This is a genomic window from Streptomyces javensis, assembly GCF_039525925.1.
GTDB classification, from domain to species: Bacteria; Actinomycetota; Actinomycetes; order Streptomycetales; family Streptomycetaceae; genus Streptomyces; species Streptomyces asiaticus.
Map to the genome: position 1 here is coordinate 53843 of NZ_BAAAIF010000005.1, position 26309 is coordinate 80151.

Below are 26309 nucleotides of genomic sequence, written 5' to 3' on the forward strand. Positions count from 1 at the left end.
CGACAGGTCGTCGACGGCGACCACCCTGCCGTAGCGCTTGGTCAGTCCGCGTACTTCGATCATCACGCCTCCAGAGCCGAGATGCGCGCGCGGCGCCGCGTGCGCAGGAGGATGACAACCACCGCGGCGGCGGCGAGGAACGCGATGGTGGCCATGGCGATGTAACTGTGCACGCCCAGCGCCGAGTTCAGCGTCTCTCCGTCCACGACCGTGTTGGTGGACGTGAGTACGGCCGAACCCACGAACTTCAGGATCACCGCCCCGGTCGCCACCATCACCATGACCATGCTGGACACCACGCCCTGCCGTTCCGGGGGCGCGAGCGTCGCCGCCATGTTGAACCCGGCGGTCACGAGCGTTCCCGCGGTGAGACTCAGCAGGAAGGAGCAGACGACCGCGAGCGGGAGCACGGAGTCCCCGAGGAACATCCCGACGGTTCCCACCGTTCCGATCGCCACTCCGCCCGCGAGTGCCACGGCCGGTCCGACCCGCGTGCTGAGCACGCCCGCCAGGGTGCCGCCGAGCACGATGCCGATCGCCGGTATGCCGTACAGCAGGCCCAGCGCTCCCGGGGCGGCGAGTCCGTATCCGAGGCCCTGGTCCGCCGAGACCTTGGCGATCAGGCCGAAGAGCGTGAGCATGCTCTGGTACGCGCCGGTTCCGAAGACGACCACGAGCAGTGTGAGCACCAGTGGCCTGCCGAGGTTCCTGATGTCGATCACGGGCTCGGGAATCCGGCTCGCCACCAGGAACCACCGGGCCAGTGCCGCGGCGCCACCGATGAGGAGGGCGAGCGGTCCCGCGGTGAACCAGCCGAACTCCGACCCGAGGCTCACATAGCTGAGCACCGCAGCCAGCCCGCCACCGAGGAGAACGGCTCCGGCGATGTCGACCTTGCCCGGCGTCCTGACCGCGGACCGGGGAACGAGGCGGTGCACCAGGAACGCCGCGAGGGCCGCGAAGATCGCCGATGCCACGAACACGCTCCGCCAGCCGAACTCCGCGGCCGTCAACGCGAAGAGGGCGGGCATGACGACGCTGAGGAGCGCGGAGCCGGAGGTCACGATGCCCGTGACGACCATCGCCATGTCCGGTGCGCACATGTCACGGATGAGGGCGACCGTGAGGAACACGGCTCCCACGGCCGCTCCCTGGAGCAGGCGGCCGAGGATGAACACCCAGAGATCGGGGGCGACGAGACACACCAGGGCGCCCGCCAGGGCGGTGACCAACGTCGCCACCAGCACTCTGCGCTTGCCGTGGATATCGGCGCTCTTCCCGAGCAGTGGCGCCCACATCGCTCCCGCCAGCAGCGAGCTGGCGTCGATCCACGCCGACTGATCGGTGCCGAAGTGGTCGAGCATCTCGGGAAGGACGAGGAGCGGTGCGGTGACGACGGTGTCCACCATGGTGTTCACCAGAATCAGGATGGCCACCTGGCCGATGAGGCGTCTGTTCCACCTCGTGTGCTGTTCGCTGCCGAGCGGTCCGGTGCCGACGCTCGTGTCGGTGTTGGTGTCGGCGCTCGTGCTGGCGCTGCCAATGCTGCCGTTGGGCATGAAGCGCTCTTCCTTCTGTCCCCGTGGACCTGGTCGCGGTCGCCCGACGTCGTCGTGGCGCGTGGCATCACAGTGATCCGCCGTTCTGGGACAGCTCTGCACGAGTCCGGGTGCCGCATGAGAACTGCCCGTCGGGTACGGGGGAAACCGGCAGGTCGCGGCAGCCGACCGGCCGGTGATTCACAGAAACTCACAGAAACTGGGCGACGGTCTCTCCGGGGGCCAGCCGGCCCGCGGTCCTGAGCTCGACGAGGGCGGCGGTACCGTACTGGAGGGCGCGGTCCAGGGCGGGGGCGAACTCCTCGGTGGTGGTGACGGTTTCGCCGTGGGCGCCGAAGGCGCGCGCGTAGGCGGCGAAGTCGGGGTTGACCAGGCCGGTGCCGCTGACCCGGCCGGGGTAGTGGCGCTCCTGGTGCTGCCGGATGGTGCCGTAGGTGCCGTTGGCGATGACGAGCAGCAGCGGCGTGGCGCCCTCGGCCACGGCGGTGGCGAGCTCCTGGCCGTTCATCAGGAAGCAGCCGTCACCGGCGACGGAGACCACCTGACGGCCGGGGTGGGCGATGGCCGCGGCCACCGCGGCGGGGATGCCGTATCCCATGGAGCCGTTGCGCGGGGCGAGCTGGCGGGCGCCGTCCCGATAGGTGAGGAAGCGCTGAGCCCACAGGGCGTGGTTTCCGGCGCCGAAGGTGACGATGGCGTCCGGCGGCAGCCGGGAGTCCAGTTCGGCGAAGACGGCGCCGAGGTCCAGCCGGTCGTCGTCGTGGACGGGTGCTCGGTATGCGAGGTGGGCGGCGCGGTCCTCCTTGGTCCGTGCGGCCCATGGCACGGGTCCGGCGGGGGCCAGGTCCCGTACGGCCCGGCCGAACGCGGCCGGAGTGGCGAGCAGGGTGAGGTCGGGGGAGCGGAGCAGCCCGGGAGCCCCTGGTTCGGGCAGGGCCAGCACGATGCGCGGGCCCTGCCCGTCGGCGGGCAGCAGGGTGAAGCCGTCCGTGGTCACGTCACCGGGTGCGGCGCCCACGCAGATCAGCCGATCGGCCTCGCGCAGCCGGGCGGCGAGCGCGTCGGACCGGCCGTAGCCGAGGGCCCCGGCGTAGACCTCGCTGTCGTTGTCGAAGAGGTCCTGGCAGCGGAAGTCGACCGCGACCGGCAGTGACCACGCCTCGGCCCAGGCCCGGACGTCCGCCCGGGCCCCGGGGGTCCAGCGGCTGCCGCCGAGCAGCGCGAGGGGGCGTTCGGCGTCCGCCAACAGGGCGGTGAGCGCGTCGAGTTGAGCCGGGGACACGGCGCCTTCGGGCGCCGGTGCCGGGACCGCGTCGGCCACCCGTACCGTATCGGTCAGCATGTCCTCGGGCAGTCCGAGGACGACCGGGCCGGGGCGGCCACCGGTGGCGGTGGCGAAGGCGCGGGCGAAGTACTCGGGGATCCGGGCGGCGTCGTCGATGGTCCCGACGAGCTTGGCGGAGGCGCCGAAGGTGGCACGCAGATCGAGCTCTTGGAAGGAGCGGCGGTCGGTGTGGCCGCGTGGCACCAGCCCGATGAAGAGCACCAGCGGAGTGGCGTCCTGGTCGGCGGTGTGCAGGGCGACCAGGGCGTTGGTGGCGCCGGGACCGCGGGTGGTGAAGCACACGCCGGGGCGGCCGGTGAGCTTCCCGTACGCCTCGACCATATAGCCCGCGCCGCCCTCGTGGCGGCACACGACCATCCGCACCGGGGCGTCGTGGAGGGCGTCGAGCGCGGCGAGATAGCTCTCCCCGGGGACGCCGTACACGGTGTCCACACCGTGCCGGACGAGCTGGTCGATCAGGACCTGCCCACCGGTGCGGGCGGGGTACTGCGGTGTCATGCGGTGGCCTTCGCGGTCGCGGGGTGTTCACGGTGTTCGGGGTGGTCCGGGCCGAGTCGGCGGCGCAGTGGCGGTCCCGCGAGATAGGAGCCGGTCGCCGTGCAGGCCGCGATGAGGATCAGGAGCAGCGCCACACCCCAGGAGGCGCCGTCGGCGAGGCCCGTCAGCCAGGCGGCGACCAGGGGCACCAGACCGCCGAGCACCCCGGCGAGGTTGTAGGCCATGGCCACCGCGCTGTAGCGCACGGTCTCGGGGAACATCCCGGTGACCACGGCGCCGATCGCCGCGTACGGGATCGAGATGACGGCGACGCCCAGGGAGACACCGAGCATCACCAGCCCGGTGTGCCGGGTGTCGATGAGCCAGAACGCCGGGAACGCCACCAGCACGGAGGCGACACCGCCGATGGCGCACACCTTCCAGGCGCCCATCCGGTCGGCGAGCCGCCCGGCGACCACGATGACGGCGATCTCGGCGACGGCCGCCAGCAGCGTGGCATCGATCATCACGGACTTGCCGATGTCGAGCCGCTCGGTGCCGTAGGAGATCACATACGTGGTCAGCAGGAAGAAGCCGCCGATGCCGAGGAAGGCCGCGGCCACTCCGATGAGCATCCGGCCCCAGGTCCTGCGGAACGCCTCGATCAGCGGGGCGGACGTGGGCCCTTCGCGCTCGGCGTCGGCCCGCATGGCGCGGAAGACCGGCGACTCCTCGATGCGCAGCCGCAGATAGAGGGCGAAGGCGAGCAGCGCGAAGGCGGCGAGGAAGGGGATCCGCCACCCCCAGGCGTAGAAGGCGTCATCGGGCAACGTCCCCACCAGGGCGAAGGCGCCGCTGGAGAGCAACGTCCCGACGGGGGAACCGAGTTGGGGGATGGAGGAGTAGCTGCCGTGTTTCTCCTCCGGGGTGTGCTCCAGGGTGAGCAGCATGGCGCCGCTCCACTCGCCACCGACCGAGATGCCCTGCGAAAAGCGGAGGGCGGCCAGCAGGGCCGGGGCCCAGACGCCGATCGTGCGGTAGTCCGGGAGCAGCCCGATGCAGCCGGTGGAGGCGCCCATCAGTACGACGGTGATGATGAGCGCCGCCTTGCGCCCGTAGCGGTCGCCGATGTGCCCGAAGACGGCGGCGCCGATGGGCCGGGCCACGAAGCCCACGGCGAAGGTGACGAAGGAGGCGATCGTCGCGGTGGCCGGGTCGAGGGAGGGGAAGAACAGCTTGTTGAACACGAGCGCGGCGGCGGTGCCGTAGAGGAAGTAGTCGTACCACTCGAGGGCGGTGCCGATGAACGCGGCGGCCAGCAGCCGCCTGATGTCTCCTGGGCTGGGGCGCGGTGGCGCGGTGGTGGTGCTCACGGACTCTCCAGGGGTGTGCGTGGCCTCGGGTCAGGCCAGGTGGTGGAGCTGGGCGAGCGGCAGGGCGGTGGCGGGTTCGGTGGTGGTCGGCAGACCGTCCACGAGAACGGGAGCGGGTTCGCGTGGCACCTCGACCCGCGGAGTGGCGGTGTTGTGGAGCATGTCGGCACGGGTGAGCCCGCGGGCGCCGCGCACCGCCGCGTAGCGAAGCCCGCCGGGCAGGGCGGCGCGGGCCCGGGTGTCGTCCAGCGCGGCCTGGGCCACGAAGATCCGCGACAGCCGGGACGGCGCGTCGCCGAGGCCGCCGAAGTAAGGCCCGTAGGTACGGGGCTGGGTGAGCCGGGTGGAACCGGAGCCCGAGCCGCTGTTGCCCCAGGCCACGAAGCCGCCCTTGAGGACGAGTTCGGGCTTGGTGCCGAACCACGCCGGATGCCACAGCACCAGATCGGCCAGGCGTCCGGGTCGCAGGGTGCCCACCTCGTGGGCGAGGCCGTGGGCGATCGCCGGATTGAGGGTGATCTTGGCGAGATAGCGCAGCACCCGCTCGTTCGCAGGTACCTCCACTCCGCCCTCGCCCGCGCGCAGCGCCTGGACATGGGCGAGTTGCCAGGTGCGCCGTACGGTTTCGGCGATCCGGCCCATGCCCATCGAGTCGGAGTTGACGATGCTGATGGCGCCGAGGTCGTGCAGCGCGTTCTCGGCGGCGATGGCATGGCCGCGGATGCGGCCCCGGGAGATCTCGACATCGCTGTGCACATGGTGGTTCTGCCGGTGCACGGTCATCGTCATCGGGAACAGCTCGCCGACCGTGTTCGCCGTGTACGGGATGGTGGGGGTGGTCGAGGACGGCAGGATGTGCGGCTCGGAGAGGATCTCCAGCAGATCGGGGTGTCCGCCGCCGCCCTCCACGTGGTACGCGTGCACGGTGCGGCCGCGGGTGGCGCCGATGGTGTCGCGCAGATAGCCCGATTCGTTCATCGAGTCGGTGTGCAGCGCCACGGGCAGATCGGCGTGTTCCGCCGTGGCCAGACAGGTGTCGATGATGCGGGGAGTGGCCCCGAAGTCCTCATGGATCTTGAAGCCACCGGCCCCGGCGAGCACCGACTCGTCCAGCAGCGCCCGGGAGCTGGAGGAACCACGGCCGAGGAAGGCCACATTGAGCGGGGTGCCGCGCCACGCGCTCATCAGGGTGTGCAGATTGTGGGCGGGGTTGCAGCCGATGTCCCACACCCCGCCGAGCCCCATGCCCACGACCGTGGTGACCCCGGAGGCGAGCGCGGCGGGGGCCACCTGGGGCGAGGACAGATGCACATGGCTGTCGACGATGCCCGGAGTGGCGATCAGCCCCTCGCCCGTGACCACCGCGGTGTGCGAGTCGATGGCGAAGTCCACCGGCCTCAGATCCGGGTTCCCCACTCCGCCGACCGCCACGATCCGGCCGTCCTTGACGCCGATGTCGGTCTTGCGGATGCCCAGCACGGGGTCCAGCAGCAGCACGCTGGAGACCACCAGGTCCAGGGCCGAGGCCCGGTCTGAGCGGGGGGAGGCGAGTAGTCCGTCGCGGACGGTCTTGCCGCAGCCGCCGAGCAGCTCATCGCCGGGGGTGCCGTCGTCGGTCTCCACCTCGATCCACAGACAGGTGTCGCCGAGGCGGACGCGGTCACCGGTGGTGGGGCCGTAGAGGGTGTTGTACGTACGGCGGTCGATCCGCGTCATGCCGTCTCCTCCCGTTCGTCTCCGTCGTGGCGGGCGACCACCACGGCGACCTCGCGTGCCGTACCGGGCTCGAAGGCGAGCGCGGTCCCCGCGGCGATGTCCAGCCGCATCCCGGCGGCGGCCGCGCGATCCAGCTCCAGCGCGGGGTTGGCCTCGCTCAGCGGATAGTGCGAGGAGAGGAAGACGGTCCGGTCGCCGGTGTTGCGGATCGTGAGCCGGGCCCGGCGCCGTCCGGCGTTGATGGCCACCGGCTCATCGGCCGGGCGTGTCGCGCCGGGGGCCGGTTCATCCGTCGGGCGTGTCGCGCCGGGGGCCGGTGCGTCGTCCCCACCGCCGATCGGGTTCTCGATCGCCACCAGCGATGTCCCGCTCGGGAACAGCGCCTCCACCTGGACCGTGCCGACCAGCGCCGGAACCCCGTCCGCCACCTCGTCCACGGTCAGCACCGAGCGGCCGGCCGCGATCGCCTCGTCCAGCGTGGCACCGTCCCAGGCCGCCTCCAGCACCTCGTCGCAGATGAGCGCGATGGCCTCGGGGGCGTTGAGCCGCCGCCCGCGCGCACGGCGGCGGCGGGCCAGTTCGGCCACCGTGAAGAGCTGTACTCGCTCCAGCTCGCGAGGGGTCAGATGCACTGCCACGACCTCCTGGACCGGGGGTCTCGGCCCAGGTTCCGGCCGAGGTCACACCAGAATCACGGGGTGCGGAGATCCAGCCAAGGTTGAAGTGCATCCGATGCGCCGCCCATGATTGTGCACATGCACAGCTCCTCCATCGCCTTCCCGCCCCCCGACCCGCGCATCGCCGAGCTGGCCCGGGAGTGCCTGGACGACCTGGAACGGCTGATCGACGTGTGGATCGACGTGGTGAGCCCCGTGCGCATCGCCTATGCCGACCGGGTGCCGGACGCGGACTTCCGGGACTCGGCGCGGGACGCCCTGGAGATGCTGGTGCGCACCGTGGCCCAACTGCCGGTACCGGCCGATGTCGCCGAGGTGTCCGAGCGGGTGGGGACCCGGAGGGCCCGGCAGGGCGTACCGCTGGACGCCCTGCTGGCCGCGGCCCGGCTGGACTTCCGGGTGGTGTGGACGGCGCTGGTCCACCGCGCCGAGGAGCGGAACATGACGCATCTGGTGGCGTCCGCGTACTACGTGTGGGAGGCCGTCGAGCGCCATGTCACCGGCATCATGACCGCCTATCAGCGCACCGTGCTGGAGATGGGGCGGCGCGCGGAGGACGAGCGCCAGATGTGGTTCGCCCGGCTGATGGACTGCGGCGGCCGCAATCCCACGGTGGTGTCCGACGCCGCGCTCGCGCTCGGCTTCCAGGTCGCCGGGGAGTACGTGTGCGTGGCGGCGTCCGCGCAACACGCGGCGGCACCGCGCCGGGCCGCCGCGGAGCTGCGCGCGGCCGGGATCCTGGTCCAGCAGCAGGCCCTCGACTCACACGCGGTGCTCACCGCGCGGCTCGGACCCCGGGCGACGGCCGAGACGGTGCTCGGATGTCTGGGGGACACACCGTGCGGGGTGTCGCCGATCGTCGGCCGGCTCGCCGATGTGCCGCGGGCCGTACGGCTGGCGATCACCACGGCCCGTACCCTCCCGGCAGGCGCCCGTGGGCCGCGGTGGCTCCAGGACAGCTGGCTGGACGTGCTGGTGCACCGGGCGGAGGAGCTGGCCCACGACCTCGCCGACGATGTGCTCGGCGGGCTGGACCGGCCGGAGGTCGGCGACGCCGAACGGGACCGGCTGCTGCACACCCTACGCGTCCATCTCGCCGGGAACGGCGCGATAGCGGACACGGCCGCCGCCGTCTATTGCCACCGGAACACCGTGCAACACCGCTTCAACCGCTTCCACGAGCTCACCGGCCAGGACGTGCGCCACCCCGAGGCAGCCGCCCTCATCGCCCTGGCCCTGCGCGCCCGCGACCGGCGGTCCACGGCGCGGGACCCGGGCTGACGAGGCGGAGGCGGCGCGAACGGTCTCCGACCCGCGCCCGGTCACGGCCTCCCCGACACACGCCCGGTCGGTCCTCACATGATTACGCTGCACCCATGAGTGAGCTGATCAGGATCCCCGCCCCGGACGGGGTCGCGCCCGCCGCCCAGTACTCCCATGTCGTCCGGGGCACCGGGCACTTCGTGGCCGTCTCCGGCCAGATCGCCCTGGACGAGGCGGGCGACATCGTCGGCGAGGGCGACCCGGCGGCCCAGGCCCACCAGGTCTTCGAGAACCTGCGGCGCTGCCTCGCCGCCGCCGGTGCCACCTTCGACGATGTGATCAAGATGACGTACTTCGTCACGGACATGGCCCATATGCCGGCCATCCGCGAGGCCCGCGCCGCCCGCATACCCGACGACCGGCTGCCCGCCGCCTCGGCGGTGCAGGTCGTCTCGCTGGTGCGGCCGGAGTTCCTGATGGAGATCGAGGCATTGGCGGTGGTGGCCGGGTAACCACCGGGGACGATACGCGGATCGCCTACGGGACGTCGTCGGCGATCCGGTGCCGCAGATGGCCGTAGGCCCAGGCGGCGAGGGTGGTCGGAGTGGTGGTCCGGAGGGTGCGGGGCTGTTCGGGCACGAAGTCTTCGCGCAGTCCGGTCGACATGCCGAGCACGGCCTCGACCAGGCTCTCGACCATCCCCACCCGGCGGAGTCGCGCGCGCATGGCGTCGTCGGTGATGCGCTCGACGGCGATCGGCCGACCGATGGCGGCGGTGAGGATGTCGCCGACCTGTCGCCAGGTGAGGTCGGCGGGCCCGTGAACGGCCTGTACGCACCGGCCGGACCAGTCGGGGGACAGCAGACGGGTGGCGGCGACCTCGGCGATGTCGCGCGGCGCCACCCACGCCATGGGCTGGTCGAGCGGCAGGATCACCTGGAGGGTGCCGGTGCGCAGGGCCTCGAGCTCGAATTCGAGGTTGCTGAAGAAGTAGCCGCAGCGCAGGTGGGTGACATCGACGCCGGTGCCGTCCAGAGCGATCTCGGTCTGTGCCAGGCCGTCGATCTCACCGGCGCCATGACGCTTCTCGGCGCCGACGCTGCTCTGGAACACCACGCGGCCGATCCGGTTCTCGGTGACGGCGCGGGCCACGCCGCTGGTGGCGCGGGCGTATTCGGCGAGGGGATCCCCGTGGCCGCTGGTCGGGTTCACCCAGAACAGCGCGTCCACATCGCGGGTGGCGGCCACCACCGCGTCGGCGTCGTACTGGTCGACCCGCACCGCGTCCACCTCGTCGCGGACCTCGGGCGCCAGCCGCCCGGGGTCGCGCAGCAGGACACGTGGCCGGACCCCGGCGCGGACCAGTGTGGCGACGACGTGGCGGCCGACGTTTCCGGTCGGGGTGGTGACGGCGATGCGCATGGTGATTCCTCTCATCGATGGCTCGACCGCACCCTAGGGACCAAGGCGGCCTGAAACCGTCCTCCTCTCCTGGGAGGCTGGCGGAATGGAGCTCGATCCGACGATCAGGACCTTGACCATGCTGACGCTGCTCCAGTCAGGGGGCGAATGGACGGCCGCCGAGCTGGCCGAACGGCTCGGCGCGAGCGTCCGCACCGTGCGCCGCGACGCCCAGCGGCTGCGCCGTCTCGGATACACCGTCGAGGCCCGCCCGGGACCGGGCAGCGCCTATCGGCTGAGCCCCGGGACCAGGATTCCGCCGCTGCTGTTCACCGCCGACGAGATCACCGCGCTGGTGGCCGGGCTGCATCTGATCCGCGCCTTCCTCCCCGAGGCGGCGGTCGCGTCGAGCGCGCTGCTCAAGCTGGACCAAGTGCTGCCCCGCCCGCTGCGACGCCGCGCGGCCGCCACCGACCTGGCCACCGAGGTGCTCCAGCAGCCCGGCGCCGTGGTCTCGGCGGCGACCGTCGGTGTGATCGCCGACGCGGTGGCCGAGGACGGCAGGGTCCGCTTCCACTACACCGACCAGCACCGCCGCGCCTCCACCCGCCTGGTCGAGCCGTACCGCCACTTCCTGCGCGCCGGACACTGGTACCTCGTGGCATTCGATGTCGACCGGGACGACTGGCGCACCTTCCGCCTGGACCGGATCACCGACATCTCACGGGTGGCGGGCACCTACCGGCCGCACCCATTCCCCGATGAGTCCATCGAGCACTGGCTGACCACCGACTTCGGCCGCGCCCCTCACGGCGTGCCGTGACGTTCCGGGGCATCCGAGCCCCGCTGGAAGGCCCGCCGGTAGGCGGAGGGCGTGGTGCCGACGGCGTCGCGGAACCGGGCACGGAGGTTGGTGCCGGTGCCGAGGCCGCTCTGGGCGGCGATCCGCTCGATGCCGAGGTCGGTGACTTCGAGGAGTTCGCGGACGTGGTTGACACGGGCGGTGAGCAGCCACTGGTGCGGGGTGATGCCGGTCTCCTGGCGCCACATGCGGACCAGGGTGCGGGTGGAGACGCGGGCGTGCCGGGCGAGGACCTCCAGCGTGAGGGGTTCGTCGAGGTGGCTCAGGGCCCAGTCGCGGGTGTCGGCGAGGGTGCGCGCGGTGGGCTCGGGCAGCGACTGGGCGATGTACTGCGCCTGGCCGCCGTCGCGGTGCGGCGCGGCCACCAGTTCCCGGGCGATGTCGTTGGCGACGGCGGCACCGAGGTCCTTGCGGACGATGTGGAGACACAGATCGATGCCCGCGGTCACACCGGCGGAGGTCAGCAGCGGACCGTCGTCGATGTAGAGGACACCGCGGTCCACCCGGACCCGGGGGTAGAGCTCTTCGAGCTCGTCGGCGCCGGCCCAGTGCGTGGTCACCGTACGGCCGTCGAGCAGCCCGGCCGCGGCCAGTGCGAAGGCGCCGGTGCAGATGGAGACGATGCGGGCGCCCCGGCTGAAGGCGAGCTTCAGGGCCGCCGCCACCTCGGGCGCCGGTGGCCGCCGATACTCCCAGTAGCCGGGCACGATGATCGTGTCCGCTTGGGCCAGGGCCGGCAGCCCGGCGGTGTCCCCGACCGTGAACCCGGTGCTGGTCATGACGCTGCCACGGGCTCCGCCGCACACCGTGAGCTCGTACGGCGTGTTGGACCGTGCGTTGAAGATCTGCGTCGGGATGCCGAGGTCGATGGGGAGGACCCGGGGCAGCGCCAGGACCGCGACACGATGAGGGGCCATGGCCCCAATGTTACGGCCGCAACTTTCCCGCCAGGCCGGGCGGCCGGACAGTGGGGCGGCCGGGCGGCCGGACGGCCGGACGGCCTGGCGGAGCCCCGCGGGCCGCCACCGGTGACGTGTCCCGAAAGTTGCGAAGGGTGGCATACGAGCGTGTGGTTGATCGGGAAGCGCTGGCCGACGATCGAGCCATGAACAGCGTGACCACCACCAAAACCCCCATCGGCCGGTACTTCGACGTGACGGGCGGCCGGGTCTACGGCCACGTCCGCGAGGGTGACGGGCCGGCCCTGGTCTTCCTCCACTACTGGGGCGGCTCCCACCGCACCTGGCGGCCGGTCATCGAGCGCCTCGGCCCCACCCAGGCGTTCGTCTCGTACGACCACCGCGGCTGGGGCGAGTCCACCGGGGTACCCGGCCCCTACGGCATTGAGCAGCTCGCCGACGACACCGAGCGCGTCATCGAGGAACTGGGCTACGACGCATACGTCGTGGTGGGTCACTCGATGGGCGGCAAGGTGGCCCAGGTGCTGGCCTCCCGCCGCCCTGCCGGACTGAAGGGCGTGGTGCTCGTCGCACCTGCCCCACCGGCCCCGGTCGGTGTGACGCGGGAGTTCCAGGAGGCGCTGGCGCACGCCTACGACAGCGACGAGGCCATCGACCGCAGCATCGATCTCGTCCTGACCAGCGGCGAGCTGTCGGCCGAGACGCGCCGCCAGGTGCGCGAGGACAGCTCCCGGGCGGGCGAGGCGGCCCGTATGGCGTGGCCGCGCGAGGCGCTGGTCGAGGACTTCGCGGACCGGGTCGGCGCGATCGACGTTCCGGTACTGGTGCTGGCCGGGAGCGAGGACAAGGTGGACCCGCCGCATGTCCTGCGCGACCACCTGCTTCCGCTGATCCCCACGGCCACCCTCACCGAACTCGAGGGCACCGGCCACCTGTCGCCCCTGGAGGTGCCCGACCGGATCGCCTCCCACATCGGCGCGTTCGCCGCCCGGCTCCAGGACGTCGTGGCGGGGCGGTAACCGGCCGGGGACGGGGATCCGCCCATGGGCTACATTCGCGACTGTGCCCGCATCACATGACCACGCAGCCGCCGACGGCACCGTCCCCGGCTTCGGCATCGACGCCATCCGCGAGGCCGCACGGCGCCTGACCGGCCATGTGGTCCGGACGCCGCTGCTCAACTCCCCGATGCTGGACGACCTCGTGGGCGCCCGCGTCCTGGTCAAGGCCGAATGTCTCCAGCTGACCGGCTCGTTCAAGGTGCGCGGCGCGCTCAACGCGCTGCTCACCCTGGACGAGGACGCCCGCCGCGCCGGGATCGTGGCCTACTCCGCGGGCAACCACGGGCAGGGCGTGGCCGCCGCGGCGCGGCTCGCCGGGTGCCCCGCGGTCATCGTCATGCCGAACACCGCCCCCCGTATCAAGGTCGACAACTGCCGCTGGTGGGGCGCCGAGACGGTCCTGTACGACCCGCGGACCGAGGACCGGGAAGAGGTCGCCCGGAAGATCATCGAGGAGCGCGGGATGACGCTGATCCCGCCCTTCGACGACCCCCGCGTCATGGCCGGGCAGGGCACCGTCGGCCTGGAGATCGCCGAGCAGTCGCGCGAGCTGGGCCTGACCCCGGACACGGTCCTGGTGAACTGTAGTGGCGGCGGGCTGGCCGCCGGTGTGATCACCGCGCTCGACGACGCGCTCCCCGGCCTCGCGCACCACATCGTCGAACCCGCGGGCTTCGACAAGATGGCCCGGTCCCTCGCCACCGGCCGCGTATGCGCCAACCCCCACCCGCCGGACGGCCTCATGGACGCCATCTCCGGCCCGGTGGCCGGTGCCCGCCCCCTGGCCGTCCTGCGCCACCACGACGTCACCGGCCTGACCGCCACCGACGAGGAGGCCCTGGCCGCCATGGGCACGGCCCACCGCCTCCTCAAGATCGTGATCGAGCCGGGCGCCGCCGCGTCCCTGGCGGCCCTGCTGTCCGGGAAGGTGGACGTCCGGGGCAAGGTCGTGGCGCTCGTCGCGTCGGGTGGCAACGTCGATCCGGCGGTCTACCGCAAGGCCCTGGCGGACTGAAACCGCCGAACCGAGGGGCACTCCGCGACATGGCCCCGGCCGCGAAGACCGGTGGGCGATGTGACGCCCAGGGGCGTTCCGCTTCCAGCTGCGCCGCCACGCACACCAGCAGGTCCTCCCGTCCGTATGCCGCGGCCAGTTGGACACCTATGGGTGTGCCGGACTCGGTCAGCGCCGCCGGCACCGCGATCGCGGGCCGGCCCGTGGTGTTGAACGGCGCGGTGAAGGCGAGCACGTCCACCGACCTCCGGATGCCGTCGGGCTCCCGCCACGGCCACCCCACCGGCTTGGGCGGTGTGGCGACCACCGGGCTCAGCAACAGGTCGAACTCCTGCCCCACCAACGGGCCATGACGGCCCGGAGCCCGCCCTGCCAGACGAGCGCGTCGGCGAGCTCCAGCCCCGTGATCTGGCCACCCACGCACAGCCGAAGTCGGCCGGGCCGTTCGGATGGCCGCAGTCCGCGGTCTACTTCGCGTCCGTACCGGCCCAGCACCTGGAGGAGACGAGCCGGGTGCTGTCCGGCTTCCGCGAGGTCCGCGCGTGCGCGATCACGGCGGGCCCGCGCCATCTGGTGGTCGACGTCTGGCTGCGGGGCCTGGGCGATGTGCACGCCTTCGAGGCGCATCTCTCGCGGCGGCTGCCCCGCCCGATCATCGACGACCGTTCGCTGGTCCTGCGCACGGTGAAACACATGAGCCGGCTGCTGGACGAGGACGGCCGCTCCGTGGGTGTCGTCCCGCTGCCGCACCCGCACGGCCCGCGCCCGTCCGCGGGTCCCGAACCGGGCGTCTAGGCCATGGACGGCCGATGGGCGTGGAGCGGGCCCCGGACACCGATGGCCGTCGGTGTCCGGGGTACGCGGGGGTGTCCCGGCTCAGGCGCTGGGGACCAGGGAGTCGTCCTCGGGGTGGGCGCCGGGGAGCTGGTGGCGGGCGGCGATCAGGGCGGCGTCGATGTCCCGGGTGCCGGTGACGACGCACAGCGTGTACGAGACGTCGGCGAGCCGCTGCCGGGCCTCGGGGCTGCCGTTCTCGGCGTGCAGCGTGTGGAGGGTCTCGTACTGCTGGATGAGGTCGGTCAGCACGGCGGGGTGGGCCATGAGCATGGCAGGCTCCTTCTTTTGCGGGACGGGGGCGGGGCGGGGCGGCTGTTATGCGTGGACCGGGATCCGGTCGGGCCGGGGCTCGGTCTCGACCTGGTTGCGGATCCGGGCGCAGCTGCGGGAGATGAGGCGGGAGACGTGCATCTGGGAGATGCCGAGCTCCTCGGCGATGCCGGCCTGGGTCATATCGCGGAAGAACCGCAGATACAGGATGTGCTGTTCCCGCTCGGGGAGTTGGTTCAGGCACGGCTTGACCGATTCCCGGGCGATGACGGTGTCGTAGCGGGTCTCGGGGCGGCCGAGGGTGTCGGCCAGGGAGTAGCCGTCGTCCGCGCCGGCGAGTTCGGCGTCCAGGGACAGGGACCGGAAGCTGTCGATGGCCTCCATCCCGGTGAGGACGTCCTCTTCGCTCATATCGGCGGCCTCGGCCACCTGGGCCACCGTGGGGGAGCCGCCGGTGCCTTCGGCCGCGGCGAGGTCCTGGATGGTGGCGCGGACCTTGTTGCGCAGCTCCTGCACCCGCCGGGGGACGTGGAGGTCCCAGGCGCAGTCGCGGAAGTACCGCTTGAGTTCCCCGACGATCGTGGGGATGGCGTAGGGCTGGAAGGCGCCTCCGCGTTCGGGGTCGTAGCGGTCGACGGCCTTGACCAGGCCGAGGGCGGCGACCTGTTCCAGGTCCTCCAGATTCTCCCCGCGGTTGCGGTAGCGGCGGGCGAGGCGGCGGGCCATCGGCAGCCATGCCTCGACCAGCTTCTCGGCCAGGGCCTCGCGCTCGGGGCCCTTGGGCATCGCGGCCAGCCGCTCGAAGTCGGCCGCGGTGTCAGGAGTGTCATCGTGGTGGCGGGGGGCGCCCGCACCCATGGCGCTCATCAAGGTCCTCTTCTCTCCCTGCTCAGTTCGCTGTCCAGCAGAGCGGGAGGCCGACATGGCACATCTGGGGCCCAGAGCACGCGGTGCGCGCCTCCCGCCAGGTGTGCCTGCCTTCCGAAGCACCTTGGTCACTGACTCTTCTAGCCAGGGTCACGAACCCCAAACCAATTAATTCACGAATTCTGATTCGTGTTCGGCTCTTCCGGATCGACGCTGGTCACGGCGTCCGGGCGTGGGGTGACATCGGTCACGCCGGGCTTGCGGTCGCGTCAGCCGCTCATGACGCGACGCCAGATGGCGACGGTGGTCGCGGTCGCGGCGGGGTAGTCCTTCCCGGGGGAGCAGGCGGCGCGGTAGAAGGTCCGTTCCGTCAGCCAGCACAGCGCGTTGGCCAGCGCGGCGGCTCCCTCGGGGCCGCCCTCGTCGGGGATGCCCGCCCGCGTCAGCACCTGGGTCATGGTGCGGGCGAAGGCTTCGACCGTGTCGTTCCAGGCGGTGCCGATCACCGGGTGCAGCGCGGAGTAGTCCACGGCCGCCCGCATGACGGTGCCGTGCTCGCGCCAGACCCGCTCCACGCCCTTGACGGCCCGTTCCATCACTTCGGCGGGTGGGGACGTCGCGTCGCGCGCCGTGCTGTCGGCCTCGCCGCGGATGGTGCGCAGGGTGCGCTCGACGAGGGCGGCGAGGACCTCGTGCTTGTTGCCGAAGTAGAAGTAGAGGGAGCCGCGTGAGATCCCGGCGCCCTTCGCGATCGCCTCGACCGTGAGCTCCTCGAGGCCGGTGTGCTCGAGCAGCGCCTCGGCGGCGTCCAGGAGGGCCTGCTCGCGCAGGTCTCCCTTTCTCGGGGCGGCACTGCGCCTTCCCACGGTGATCTCCCCTGATCGGCTCCTGCGAGCACTGTACTTCCGCCGGCGCGGCGTTCACGCGTCTCCTCGAAGATCCCCTCCAGGCCGTACCCGGCATTGGCGATGGCCACGTCCAGCGGACCGACGGTCGCCTCGGCCTCGTCGACCACGGCCCGCACCGCCACGTCGTCGGTGACATCCAGCCGCCGGGCGGGGGCCCGTCCCGGCGCCAGGGCCTCGAACGGCTCCCGGTCGGCGCCGCGCATGGGTTCGGCCTCTTCACTCAAAAATCTGCACCACGTCGATTTTTTTCGTCGTGACGTAGCCTGGGGTTGGCAGCCCCCTGGCTACGGCTGTCCGAGGTGCGAAGACTGAAGGCCGGAGAGGGCCTGCCCGGCCCTCATCGCTTCCTTTCGGACCCTCTCCCCAGGAGACAGCCATGCGCGTCATCACTCAGCACACCGTCGGCGACCCGTCCGTCCTCGATCTCGTCGAGGCCGACTGCCCGGAGCCGGGCTATGGGCAGGTGCTGATCAGGACCGGCGCGATCGGTGTGAACCCCGTCGACTGGCAGGTGAGTTCGGGGGAGTTGGCGATGCTCGGTGAGCCGCCGTTCACCGTCGGCTGGGACATCGCCGGGACCGTCGAGGCCGCCGGGCCCGGCGTGTCCGCCTTCGCCCCCGGCGACGGGGTGATGGGCATGCTCGCCCTTCCCGGGGCGGGCAACACCTACGCCGAGTACGTCCTCGCCTCGGTCAACGAGATCGTCCACAAGCCCGCCGGACTCACCATGGAGCAGGCGGCCGGTCTGCCGATGGCCGGACTCACCGCCTGGCAGAGCCTGGTCGGCCTGGCCCGGACCCAGCCGGGGCAGCGGGTGCTGGTGCACCGGGCCGCGGGCGGGGTGGGCCACCTGGCCGTGCAGATCGCCAAGGCCCGCGGCGCCCATGTGATCGGTACGGCGAGCGCGGCCAAGCACGATCTGCTGCGCGGCCTGGGCGTGGACGAGCCGATCGACTACCGCACCCGGGACTTCGCCGAGGCCCGCCGGGTGGATGTGGCGTTCGACCTGCTCGGCGGCGAGTACGGCGAACGCTCCGCCCGCCTCGTCACCCCCGGGGGAGTGCTGGTGAGCGCGTGTCCCCAGGACACCGGCGTCACCCCGGAGCTGATCGCCCGGCTCGGCATCCGGCACGCCCTCACCATCGTCAGCCCCTCCGCGCCCGACCTGGCCCAGCTGTCGGCCCTCGTGGCGACCGGATGGCTCAGCGTCCATGTCGACCAGGTGCTGCCGTTGGCCGAGGCCGCCAAGGCACACGAGATCGTCGCCAGGGGCGCGGTCACCGGCAAGCTCGTCCTGGTGCCCTGACCCGAGCGGTCGCGCGGAGGTGGTCCCGAGGTCTGGCGTGGTCCCGAGGTCTGACCCCCGCCCGCGCGCATGCGCCCCGAGGCGGACGACGTCGGGTGCCCCGGGCGGATGTGGCCGGGTGGGTGTGGGTGACAACCTCCGGGTGTCGGAGCAGACCCGCGTACAGGAGCCGCCCCATGTCCACCAGCGCAGCGCCACTCGCCCCCGCCCCCCTCGCGACCGCCACTTCCGTCTCACCCTGGGCGAGACGCGCGGCGGCCGCGGCCTTATGGGCGTCCGCGCCGTCCGCGCTCTGGCGGTTCGCCGTGGTGCTCGGCGTTCCGCTGGGGCTCGCCGAGTCCGAGTACGACGCGATGCTCATCCCCGGCTGGGGGTATCTGGTCGTGCCGTCGCTGTCCGCGGTGCAGGAGGCCCTGGCCTTTCTGACGCTGGGGCTGGTGCGGCCGTGGGGCGAGGTGTGGCCGCGCTGGATCCCGGTCCTGCGGGGCCGCCGCGTTCCCGTACCCGCCGCGGTCGTACCGGCCGCGCTGGGCGTGCTCGGCTGCACGGTCTACGGTGTGCTCTTCACCTGGACGACGCTGCACTCCGACATGGAGGTCACGCGGTGGGGGGAGTGGCTGATGAACGCCTGCTATGTGCCGCTGGTGGCATGGGGGCCGCTGCTGGCCGCCGTCACCGTGCACTACTACCGGCGCCGCACACACCGCTGATCCGCGGCCGGACAGTCACTCCTCGGCGACATCAACCAAGAGTGCTTGATCGTACGCGCCGCGCTCCCGGCGCCTCAGGCCGCGACCGTGTCCCGGTAGCTGCCGAGCCTGCCCTTGTGGAAGACCAGGGGCTCGCCGGGGCCGGTGGACATGCGCAGTACGCGGGCGATGACGATGAGGTGGTCGCCGCCGTCGAGCTCCTGCTCCGGTTCGCAGTCGATCCAGGCGACGGCGCCGTTGACGCGCGGGGCGCCGTCGGGGGAGGGGTGCCAGGGGACATCGGCGAACTTGTCGCCGCTCTTGCGGGACAGCGACCGGCACACCGTGTCCTGTCCCTCGGCGAGGACGCTGGCGCTGAACCGGCCGCCACGGCGGACCTTGGGCCAGCTGCTGGAGGTGCGGGCGATGCTGAAGGCCACCAGCGGAGGTTCGAGGGAGAGCGATGCGAAGGAGCCGACGATCAGGCCCACGGGCTGCGCCGAGGTGGGTTCCACGCCGGTCACCGCCACCACACCGGTGGGCAGGTGGGACATGACGTGCCGGAAGTCCAGCTGGTCGATCCGGAGACCGGAGGTGGCGGGCGTAGCGGTGGTCATGGTGATGCTCCCTTCTCTGTGCTGGAACGGATGAGAACGGCTGCCGTGCGCCGAGGGGTCGGGCCAACGCGTTGACGGGTCAGGCAAGTGCGCCCACGGCGCCCGGCAGTCGGGTGCCCTCGCGCCGCGCGGCGCGGAACCCGGAGGCCGGGTGGTCCGGCAGGGTGCGGCGCCGGCCCGCGCCGTAGAAGCTCTCGCGGAGGGTGGTGGCCCGCTCGTCGTAGGCGTCGCGGGCCAGGCCCTGCCGCCGCAGTTCCGGGAGCGCCAGCTCGATGAAGTCCTCCCAGCCGCCGGGCTTGGTCGCGTAGCTGAGGTTGAATCCGTCGAGGTCCGCCTCGTCCCGCCAGGTGCGCAGTTCGGCGGCGACCGTCCGCGGGGAGCCGACGATGACCGCGCCGGTGCCGCCGATGCCGATGAACTCGGCGATCTGCCGGGAGGTCCAGGTCCGGGTGGGGTCCGCCCTGGAGAACATCTCCACGATGGAGCGCGAGCCGTCCACGTCCGCGTACTGGAGCGGCATGTCCGGGTCGAGCGTGCTCAGGTCGATCCCGGTCCAGCCCGCGTACCGGGCCAGCGCGCCCTCGTAGCTCACGTTCGCGAGGTGCCGCTCGTACTTCTCCCGCGCCTGTGCGTCGGTGGGCGCGACGATCACGGTGATCAGCGCGAGGACCTTCACGCTCCTGGGGTCACGGCCCGCCTGCGCGACCGCGGCCCGGATCCGGTCGACGCCGTGCCGGGTGAGTCCGGGCGTCATCGTGTTCACGAAGACCGCCTCGGCGTTCCGCGCCGCGAAGAGCAGGCCGCGCGAGGAGGCACCGGCCTGGAAGAGCATGGGCGTCCGCTGCGGCGACGGCTGGCACAGATGGACGCCGGGGACCTCGAAGTAGGTGCCCTTGTGGCCGATGGGGTGGATGCGCCGCGGATCGAGATAGGCGCCGGCCTCCGCGTCCCGGATGACCGCGTCGTCCTGCCAGGAGCTCTCCCACAGCTTGTAGCAGACCTCCAGGTACTCGTCCGCCATGTCATAGCGCTTGTCGTGCGGGATCTGCGTACCGAGCCCGAGGTTGCGCGCGGCCGATTCGCTGTAGGAGGTGACGATGTTCCAGCCGACCCGGCCGGCCGTCAGGTGGTCCAGCGTGCTGAACTTGCGGGCCAGCGCGTACGGCTGCTCGTACGTCAGGGACGCGGTGACGCCGAAGCCCAGGTGGCGGGTGACCGAAGCCATCGCCGGGACGATCAGGGCCGGGTCGTTGATCGGGAACTGGGCGGCGTCGCGCATCGCGGCGTCGGGGGACCCGCCGTGGACATCGTGATATCCGACGGTGTCGGCGAAGAAGACGCCGTCGAAGCAGGCGTCCTCCAGCATCCGAGCCGTATCGGTCCAGTAGTCCACGTCGGTGTAGCGCCGGCCCTCGTCCTCCGGGTCACGCCAGGAACCCGCGGTCAGATGGGCGGGAGCGGCGACGTCGAAGGCGAAGAACTTCAGCGGCTGATTGCTCATGCTGCGCTCCAGGGCGAGAGGCGGGGCCTTCCTGCGGTGAGAGGTTCCGCAGAGCACCTGAGATGAGGAGAGTGGAACGATCGACGTTCAGTATCTGAACGCGACGTCCACATTGAGCATGCTGAAGTCTCGCGAGGGCCGGTGTCAACAGGCGGGCCTGGCGCGGTATGTGCCCACGGCGGGGCGGAGTCGATAAATCGCCTACGGGGTCTACGGGGTCCACGGGAGTTCTCGGGAGCCCACAGGGGCCCAGGAGGGTATGCCGGGTGGAACCTAGGAGGACGGCGAGTCCTGCCAGAACGCCTCGGTCAGGCGGTCCACGATGGACCGCATCTCCTGGAGGGCCTCGGGGATCCGGTCCCGGCCGAACCGGTACCGGGGCCCGTCGAGGGCCAGGATCGCCACCAGGGTCCCGGACGAGTCGCGGATCGGGCGCGCCAGGGACAGCAGCTCTTCCTCGAGTTCGTTGTCGATGACGCCGTAGCCCTGCTCGCGGACCTGCTCCAGATCCTTGAGCAGGGTCGCGCGATCGGTGATGGTACGCGAGGCGTAGGGCTCCAGCCGCTCCGGCAGCAGCGCGAGCACCTGCTCCACGGGCATGTCCGCGAGCAGCACCTTGCCGGTGGAGCTGGCGTGCAGGGGGTAGTGCTCGCCGACCATGTTCCGCGGCACGATGCTGACCACGTGGGAGCCCGCGGCCTCGGCGATCAGCTCGACCCCGCCCCTGAGGTCCGGCACCGACAGGGTCACCGACTCGTTGAACCGGTCCGCCAGCTCCTGCAACAGGGGCTGGGCGCGGGCGGCGAGGCCCGCGTGGGGGTCCGCGTAGCGGCCGAGCCGGGCCAGCTCCCAGCCCAGGATGTAGTTGTTGTCGACGCGGTCGACGAGCCCGCTCTGCTCGAGGCTGTACAGCAGGCGGAAGGCGGTGGGGCGGGAGATCCCCGCCGCCTTGGCGAGGGTGGTGACGGTGGCTCCGGACCGGGGCTGGGCCGCCAACTCGCGGAGCAGCCGGACGCCTTTGGTCAGGGACTTGTTGGTCATGTCCGCCGGTCCGGACGCGTCGCTCATGGGGCCCTTTCGTCGTGCCGATCGCCGTGCGGAGTCGCTCCGCGCGCGACCTTTCCCTCCACCGTACCGTCGGCCTGTTCAGGGAGTGAACGCCGTCACCGCGAGCAGCCGGGAGCCGCGGCCGAGCGAGGTCTTGACAGCGGGGCGGCGGATGCGGCCCACTGTCCGTACGCGCCGATATGAACGTCACGTTCACTCTGTGGACGTTCCTCGGAGTCGGGGCTCTACGAAGGAGGACTCACTTGCCCGGGCAGGCAGACGTCGTCGTCATCGGAGCCGGAGCCGCCGGCCTGACCACCGCTCGCGAACTCGGCCGGAAGGGAGCGAAGGTCGTCGTCCTCGAGGCACGCGACCGGATCGGCGGCCGGACCTGGACCGATCACCGGCTGGGGCGGGACCTGGAGATGGGCGGCACCTGGGTGCACTGGGTCCAGCCGCACGTCTGGGCGGAGATCACCCGCTACGGCCTGGAGATCACCCGCGGCCCCCGCTCGGAGGAGACCTACTGGCTCGCCGGTGACCAGGTGCGCCGCGGAACCCTGGACGACTTCATGCGCCTCATCGACCCGGGGATGACCCGGCTGCTGGAAGACACCATGAAGTGGATCCCCCGCCCGAACGCGCCGCTGACCGTTCCGCGGCTGGCCGACGTCGACCAGTTCAACCTCCAGGAGATGCTCGACGACCTCGAGCTGTCCATCGAGGAGCGGAACGCCAACGAGGCCGCATGGGTCGGGCACTTCAACGCCCCGCTCGACCAGTGCGCCTACACCAGCGCCCTGCGCTGGACCGCCGCCACCGCCGGGTCCTGGCACCTGATGCACGAGGCATCAGCGATCTTCCGGCTCACCGGCGGCACCCGGAGCCTGATGGAGGCCATCGCCGCCGACGCGGAAGCCGACATCCGCCTGTCCGCACCGGTCCGTTCACTCACCCACGACGCCGGCGGCGCCGAGATCACCTACGGCGACGGACACACCGTCGCCGCCCGGCGTGTGGTGATCACCGTGCCGCAGAACGTCCTGCACCAGCTCGACATCACCCCCGCGCTGCCGGACGGCAAGCTACGCCCCAGCCTGGAGAAGACCGCCTCCCGTGGCGCCAAGGCATGGATCCGGGTCCGCGGCCCCATCAAGCCCTTCTTCGCCTACTCCTCCCAAGCCCACCCCCTCGCCGTCGTACGCACCGAGTTCATCGGGGAGGACGACGCCGTGCTGGTCGCCTTCGGCCCGGACTCGACCCGGATCGACGTCAACGACCCGCGGGCCATCGACGCGGCGCTGAAGGTCTGGCGCGACGATCTCGAGGTGCTCGAGGTCGGCGGCCACGACTGGATGGCGGACCCCTACTCCCAGGAGACCTGGCTGATCCAGCAGCCCCACCAACTCACCCGCTACCACCGCGCCCAGCAGGAGAACACCGGAGTCCTGCACTTCGCCGGCAGCGACTACGCGAACATCTGGGCCGGTTTCATCGACGGCGCCATCGAAAGCGGCACCCGAGTGGCCCGCGAGGTCCATCTGGACCTCCATCAGGACCTCCAGCGGCCCTCCGGCGGCTGATCGCGTCCAGGCCAGGAGGTCGACAACCCCCGTGAAGGCCGACCGCCACGACCACCGCGCCGCCACCGCCCCGTCCGCCCCGTCGGCCCTGTCCCGGTGAACCGCTCCGCGACAATGGAACGGCAATGGTGTGCGGCGGAGTACGCCGCGGACGCTGGAGGAATCCTGTGCCGCTGAGCTCGAAACCCCTTCGTAAGCTGGGCTTCCTGACCATTGGGCTGTTCGACGCGGCCGACCCCCGGCGGGGCCATGAGTCGACACTCGAGATCATCGAACTGGGTGAACGGCTGGGTTTCGACAGCGCATGGGTGCGCCACCGCCATCTGCAATACGGCATCTCGTCTCCCGTGGCCGTTCTGGCGGCGGTCTCGCAGCGCACCAGCCGCATCGAACTGGGCACGGCCGTCATCCCCATGGGATGGGAGAACCCGCTGCGGCTGGCCGAGGACCTGGCGACGGTCGACATCCTGTCCGGGGGCCGTCTCAACCCGGGCGTCAGCGCCGGTCCGCCACACCACTACGATCGGGTCAAGCGGGCGCTCCACCCGGACACCGCCGACGCGGAGGACTTCGGGCACGAGCGTGTGCGACGGCTGCTGGACTGCGTACGCGGCGAACGGGTCACCGACTTCAGCGGTGTCGAGGGCTTCGAGGTGTTCTCCGACCGCGTCCAGCCGCACGCCCCGGGGCTCGGCCGCCGCATGTGGTACGGCGGTGGCAGCCTGCGGTCGGCCCAGTGGGCCGGTGAGCACGGAATGAACCTGCTCACCAGCAGCGTGGTGAAGGCGGAGGAGTCCGAGGACTTCGCCGAGGTCCAGCTCTCGCACATCCGGACCTTCCGCGCCCACCACCCCGACGGCGACCGAGCCCGTGTCTCCCAGGGGCTCGTCGTCATCCCCACCGACACCGCCTCACCCGAGCAGCGCGCGAAGTACGAGCGGTACGCCCGGCAGCGGCTGCCGCGCACCGCCACGCCCCAGGGCCCGGCGCGCATGATGTTCGCGCCCGATCTCGTCGGCACCTCCGGGGACATCGCCGAACGGCTCACCTCGCACGCCGCGTTCCGGGAGGTCGAGGAGGTGGCGTTCGCGCTGCCCTTCACCTTCGACCACGAGGACTACGTACAGATCCTCACCGACATCGCCACCAGGCTCGCCCCGGCGCTGGGCTGGCGACCGGCCGCCCCGTAGGGCTTCACGAAGGCTTCGCGGGCTTCGTCGGCTTCGGCTCGTGCCCGTGTCCTTGCCCGTGTCCATGCGTGTGCGAGTGCCCGTGTCCGTGTCCGTGCGTGTGCCCGTGTGCGTGGCCGTGCCCGGTTCCCTCGGGCGGCGCGGGCAGCGCGTCCCCGGCGCGCAGCGGGGCCGCCTCGTATCTGCCCTCGTGGGCGACGATCGGCCGCCGGTCGCCCGCGAGTTCGGGGTACCTCTCCTCCAGCTTCTGCCGGGACTCGGCGGTGCGCCGCATGGCGGTGACGTACTCGCGGTCGCCCCGGTAGGTCCCCTTCCAGGTCTGTGGCATCCGCTCCGGCGGCGGTGGCACGGCGGCGGTGCCGCCGAGGGCGAAGCTGCTGGGGATCTTGCGGGTCGCGGTCCCGCAGTCCGGGCAACTCGGCAGCGGGGCCGTGAACGACTGGATCACCTCGAAGCGGTGCCCGGTCTCACAGGCGAGTTCGTAGATGGCCATCGGTCCTCCTCACCAGAGCGACAGCGAGCGGTCGAAGATCCCGGCGAGGTCGTCCTCGGTGACCTCGCGCGGGGCGGTGGCCAGCAGCCGCTGCTGCTTCATGGCGCCGTCCACCAGGGCGGGGATGTCGCCCTTGTCGTAGCCGACACCGCCGATGCCGTCGGGCATCCCGATGTCGCGCATCAACCGCTGGATCGCGGTGGGCAGGTACTCGGCCGCGTCGGCGGGGCGTTCCATCCCCGGGGCGAGCAGCTCCGCGGCCCGCAGATGCCGTTCCGGCTGGGCGCTGAAGGTGAAGCGGAACGCCTCAGGCGCGGTGAGCGAGACGGCCATCCCGTGCGGCACCATCGGCTCGTCCGCGGGGTAGCCGACGGGGTGGAAGTCCTTCACCCGCCCGGCGATCGGGTAGGCGTTGGCGTGCGGGATGTGCACACCCGCGTTGCCGAAGCCGAGACCGGCGAAGGTGGCCGCCAGGGCCATGTCGGAGCGCGCCCCGGGGTCGTCGCCGTCGCGGACCGCGGTACGGAAGGACCGCGCCAGCAGGTGCAGCGCCCGTTCCGACCACGCGTCGGAGATGGGATTGGCGCCGCAGTACGGCACCCGCTGCTCGGGGTGTTTGCGCGGATAGGTGTCGTACGGGCGGGCCGTGTAGCTCTCCAGCGCGTGGCACAGGATGTCCATGCCGCTGGCGGCGGTCACCCCGGCGGGCAGGGTGAGGGTCAGGTCGGGGTCGATGACCGCGAGCGTGGGCCGCAGCCGGGCGTGGCTGATGCCGGTCTTCACCTTCAGCTCCAGCACGTCGAGCACGCAGATGGTGGTGGACTCGGAGCCGGTTCCGGTGGTGGTGGGGACCGCGACCAGCGGTTTGAGCGGGTTCTCGGGCACCAGCGCCCGGCCCACCGGCGCGTTGATGTAGTCCATCAGCGTGCCGGGGTTGGTGCTGAGCAGGTTGACGGCCTTGGCGGTGTCGATGCTGGAGCCGCCGCCCACCGCGACGAAGGCGTCCCACGGGCCCGACGCCCGCGCGTGGTCGACCGCCTCTCGCAGGCTGACGTCGGTGGGTTCCACGTGTACGCCGACGAACACATGGGCCTCGATGCCGAACGCGGTCATCCGTTCGGCGATGCGGTGTGGCGCGCCGGTGGCGGCCACCCCGGCGTCGGTGATCACGAGGACCCGGCGGACCCCGTGCTGGGAGAGGTCGAAGCCGATCTCGTCGGATGCCCCCGGCCCGAATTTCAGCGCCGGGGCGCCGTAGGTGAACACGGACTCGGGTCGGGCCGGAACGGTGCTGCTCATACGCGTCCCTCCTGGGGATCGGGGTAGGTCCCG

General features: G+C 71.8%; 25 protein-coding genes and 2 pseudogenes. 10 read left to right on the plus strand and 17 right to left on the minus strand.

All coding sequences use genetic code 11. From position 1 onward, the window contains the following. Positions 1–62: 62 nt before the first annotated feature. The 5 genes from ABD329_RS06975 to ureA form a co-directional block, all read right to left on the minus strand. Positions 63–1559, minus strand: a complete 1497-nt coding sequence (locus ABD329_RS06975; protein ID WP_246618596.1) for an MFS transporter — start codon at positions 1557–1559, stop codon at positions 63–65. Between the two features lie 190 nt (positions 1560–1749). Continuing rightward, the gene (locus ABD329_RS06980) at positions 1750–3402 is read right to left on the minus strand and encodes a thiamine pyrophosphate-dependent enzyme (protein ID WP_198278241.1); all 1653 of its coding nucleotides are present in this window, start codon (positions 3400–3402) and stop codon (positions 1750–1752) included. Further along, on the minus strand, positions 3399–4754 hold the full coding sequence (locus ABD329_RS06985) for an MFS transporter (protein WP_198278240.1): 1356 nt from the start codon (positions 4752–4754) through the stop codon (positions 3399–3401). The genes ABD329_RS06980 and ABD329_RS06985 overlap by 4 nt, the downstream gene beginning before the upstream one ends. Positions 4755–4784: 30 nt before the next feature. Then, a complete protein-coding gene (locus ABD329_RS06990; RefSeq protein WP_198278239.1) occupies positions 4785–6470 on the minus strand; it encodes an urease subunit alpha in 1686 nt (561 codons plus the stop codon). Beyond that, positions 6467–7108 (minus strand): urease subunit gamma, encoded by a 642-nt coding sequence (ureA, locus tag ABD329_RS06995; protein ID WP_309142775.1) that lies wholly within the window; start codon positions 7106–7108, stop codon positions 6467–6469. The genes ABD329_RS06990 and ureA overlap by 4 nt, the downstream gene beginning before the upstream one ends. Before the next feature lie 117 nt (positions 7109–7225). Between ureA and ABD329_RS07000 the strand changes: the two genes are divergently transcribed. Continuing rightward, complete coding sequence (locus tag ABD329_RS07000) at positions 7226–8428, plus strand: RsbRD N-terminal domain-containing protein (RefSeq protein WP_198278238.1); 1203 nt, start codon at positions 7226–7228, stop codon at positions 8426–8428. Positions 8429–8523: 95 nt separating this feature from the next. Next, positions 8524–8922: a RidA family protein gene (locus tag ABD329_RS07005; protein WP_198278237.1), complete on the plus strand. Its 399-nt coding sequence runs from the start codon at positions 8524–8526 to the stop codon at positions 8920–8922. A 25-nt stretch (positions 8923–8947) separates the two neighbouring features. On the opposite strand, the gene ABD329_RS07010 is transcribed toward ABD329_RS07005, so the two are convergent. Beyond that, entirely contained in the window at positions 8948–9832 is an 885-nt protein-coding gene (locus ABD329_RS07010) for an NAD(P)H-binding protein (RefSeq protein ID WP_198278236.1), read from the minus strand. A gap of 118 nt (positions 9833–9950) precedes the next feature. Here ABD329_RS07010 and ABD329_RS07015 point away from each other — a divergent pair, with 118 nt between their 5' ends. Continuing rightward, on the plus strand, positions 9951–10634 hold the full coding sequence (locus tag ABD329_RS07015; RefSeq protein WP_246618599.1) for a helix-turn-helix transcriptional regulator: 684 nt from the start codon (positions 9951–9953) through the stop codon (positions 10632–10634). On the opposite strand, the gene ABD329_RS07020 is transcribed toward ABD329_RS07015, so the two are convergent. Further along, a complete protein-coding gene (locus ABD329_RS07020; RefSeq protein WP_198278234.1) occupies positions 10619–11590 on the minus strand; it encodes a GlxA family transcriptional regulator in 972 nt (323 codons plus the stop codon). The two genes, ABD329_RS07015 and ABD329_RS07020, sit on opposite strands and share 16 nt — an antisense overlap. Before the next feature lie 188 nt (positions 11591–11778). Between ABD329_RS07020 and ABD329_RS07025 the strand changes: the two genes are divergently transcribed. Then, complete coding sequence (locus ABD329_RS07025; protein ID WP_198278233.1) at positions 11779–12612, plus strand: alpha/beta fold hydrolase; 834 nt, start codon at positions 11779–11781, stop codon at positions 12610–12612. A gap of 43 nt (positions 12613–12655) precedes the next feature. After that, on the plus strand, positions 12656–13669 hold the full coding sequence (locus tag ABD329_RS07030) for a threonine ammonia-lyase (RefSeq protein ID WP_309142774.1): 1014 nt from the start codon (positions 12656–12658) through the stop codon (positions 13667–13669). Positions 13670–13835: 166 nt separating this feature from the next. Here ABD329_RS07030 and ABD329_RS07035 read toward each other — a convergent pair. Next, positions 13836–14009: pseudogene (locus tag ABD329_RS07035) on the minus strand (amidase family protein); the annotation flags it as partial. Between ABD329_RS07035 and ABD329_RS07040 the strand changes: the two are divergent. After that, a complete protein-coding gene (locus tag ABD329_RS07040) occupies positions 13964–14464 on the plus strand; it encodes a hypothetical protein (protein WP_246618602.1) in 501 nt (166 codons plus the stop codon). The pseudogene ABD329_RS07035 and the gene ABD329_RS07040 sit on opposite strands and share 46 nt — an antisense overlap. Positions 14465–14545: 81 nt before the next feature. On the opposite strand, the gene ABD329_RS07045 is transcribed toward ABD329_RS07040, so the two are convergent. From ABD329_RS07045 to ABD329_RS07060, 4 genes and pseudogenes are all read right to left on the minus strand, one after another. Beyond that, positions 14546–14776 (minus strand): DUF5133 domain-containing protein, encoded by a 231-nt coding sequence (locus tag ABD329_RS07045; protein ID WP_344316109.1) that lies wholly within the window; start codon positions 14774–14776, stop codon positions 14546–14548. A 45-nt stretch (positions 14777–14821) separates the two neighbouring features. Continuing rightward, complete coding sequence (locus tag ABD329_RS07050) at positions 14822–15643, minus strand: SigB/SigF/SigG family RNA polymerase sigma factor (RefSeq protein WP_198276582.1); 822 nt, start codon at positions 15641–15643, stop codon at positions 14822–14824. 269 nt (positions 15644–15912) lie between these two features. Beyond that, positions 15913–16509, minus strand: a complete 597-nt coding sequence (locus ABD329_RS07055; RefSeq protein ID WP_198276583.1) for a TetR/AcrR family transcriptional regulator — start codon at positions 16507–16509, stop codon at positions 15913–15915. A gap of 59 nt (positions 16510–16568) precedes the next feature. After that, positions 16569–16742 (minus strand): annotated as a pseudogene (locus ABD329_RS07060) (SDR family oxidoreductase); the annotation flags it as partial. A gap of 185 nt (positions 16743–16927) precedes the next feature. Here ABD329_RS07060 and ABD329_RS07065 point away from each other — a divergent pair. Together ABD329_RS07065 and ABD329_RS07070 are read left to right on the plus strand one after the other, a co-directional pair. After that, positions 16928–17857 (plus strand): NADP-dependent oxidoreductase, encoded by a 930-nt coding sequence (locus ABD329_RS07065; protein WP_198276584.1) that lies wholly within the window; start codon positions 16928–16930, stop codon positions 17855–17857. A 176-nt stretch (positions 17858–18033) separates the two neighbouring features. Continuing rightward, a complete protein-coding gene (locus ABD329_RS07070; RefSeq protein ID WP_198276585.1) occupies positions 18034–18567 on the plus strand; it encodes a hypothetical protein in 534 nt (177 codons plus the stop codon). Between the two features lie 74 nt (positions 18568–18641). Here ABD329_RS07070 and ABD329_RS07075 read toward each other — a convergent pair whose 3' ends face one another. The 3 genes from ABD329_RS07075 to ABD329_RS07085 all read right to left on the minus strand — a co-directional run bounded on the left by ABD329_RS07075 (position 18642) and on the right by ABD329_RS07085 (position 21732). Next, a complete protein-coding gene (locus ABD329_RS07075) occupies positions 18642–19163 on the minus strand; it encodes a flavin reductase family protein (protein WP_198276586.1) in 522 nt (173 codons plus the stop codon). A 79-nt stretch (positions 19164–19242) separates the two neighbouring features. Then, a complete protein-coding gene (locus tag ABD329_RS07080; RefSeq protein WP_198276587.1) occupies positions 19243–20664 on the minus strand; it encodes an LLM class flavin-dependent oxidoreductase in 1422 nt (473 codons plus the stop codon). A gap of 273 nt (positions 20665–20937) precedes the next feature. Further along, a complete protein-coding gene (locus ABD329_RS07085; RefSeq protein ID WP_198276588.1) occupies positions 20938–21732 on the minus strand; it encodes an IclR family transcriptional regulator in 795 nt (264 codons plus the stop codon). 242 nt (positions 21733–21974) lie between these two features. Here ABD329_RS07085 and ABD329_RS07090 point away from each other — a divergent pair, with 242 nt between their 5' ends. Together ABD329_RS07090 and ABD329_RS07095 are read left to right on the plus strand one after the other, a co-directional pair. Beyond that, complete coding sequence (locus ABD329_RS07090) at positions 21975–23294, plus strand: flavin monoamine oxidase family protein (protein ID WP_281404630.1); 1320 nt, start codon at positions 21975–21977, stop codon at positions 23292–23294. A 167-nt stretch (positions 23295–23461) separates the two neighbouring features. Continuing rightward, positions 23462–24484 (plus strand): LLM class flavin-dependent oxidoreductase, encoded by a 1023-nt coding sequence (locus ABD329_RS07095; protein ID WP_198276590.1) that lies wholly within the window; start codon positions 23462–23464, stop codon positions 24482–24484. A gap of 4 nt (positions 24485–24488) precedes the next feature. Here the strand turns inward: ABD329_RS07095 and ABD329_RS07100 are convergent, their stop codons facing one another. Further along, a complete protein-coding gene (locus tag ABD329_RS07100) occupies positions 24489–24977 on the minus strand; it encodes an FmdB family zinc ribbon protein (protein WP_198276591.1) in 489 nt (162 codons plus the stop codon). A gap of 9 nt (positions 24978–24986) precedes the next feature. After that, positions 24987–26276 (minus strand): hydroxyacid-oxoacid transhydrogenase, encoded by a 1290-nt coding sequence (locus ABD329_RS07105; RefSeq protein WP_198276592.1) that lies wholly within the window; start codon positions 26274–26276, stop codon positions 24987–24989. Positions 26277–26309 lie beyond the last annotated feature (33 nt).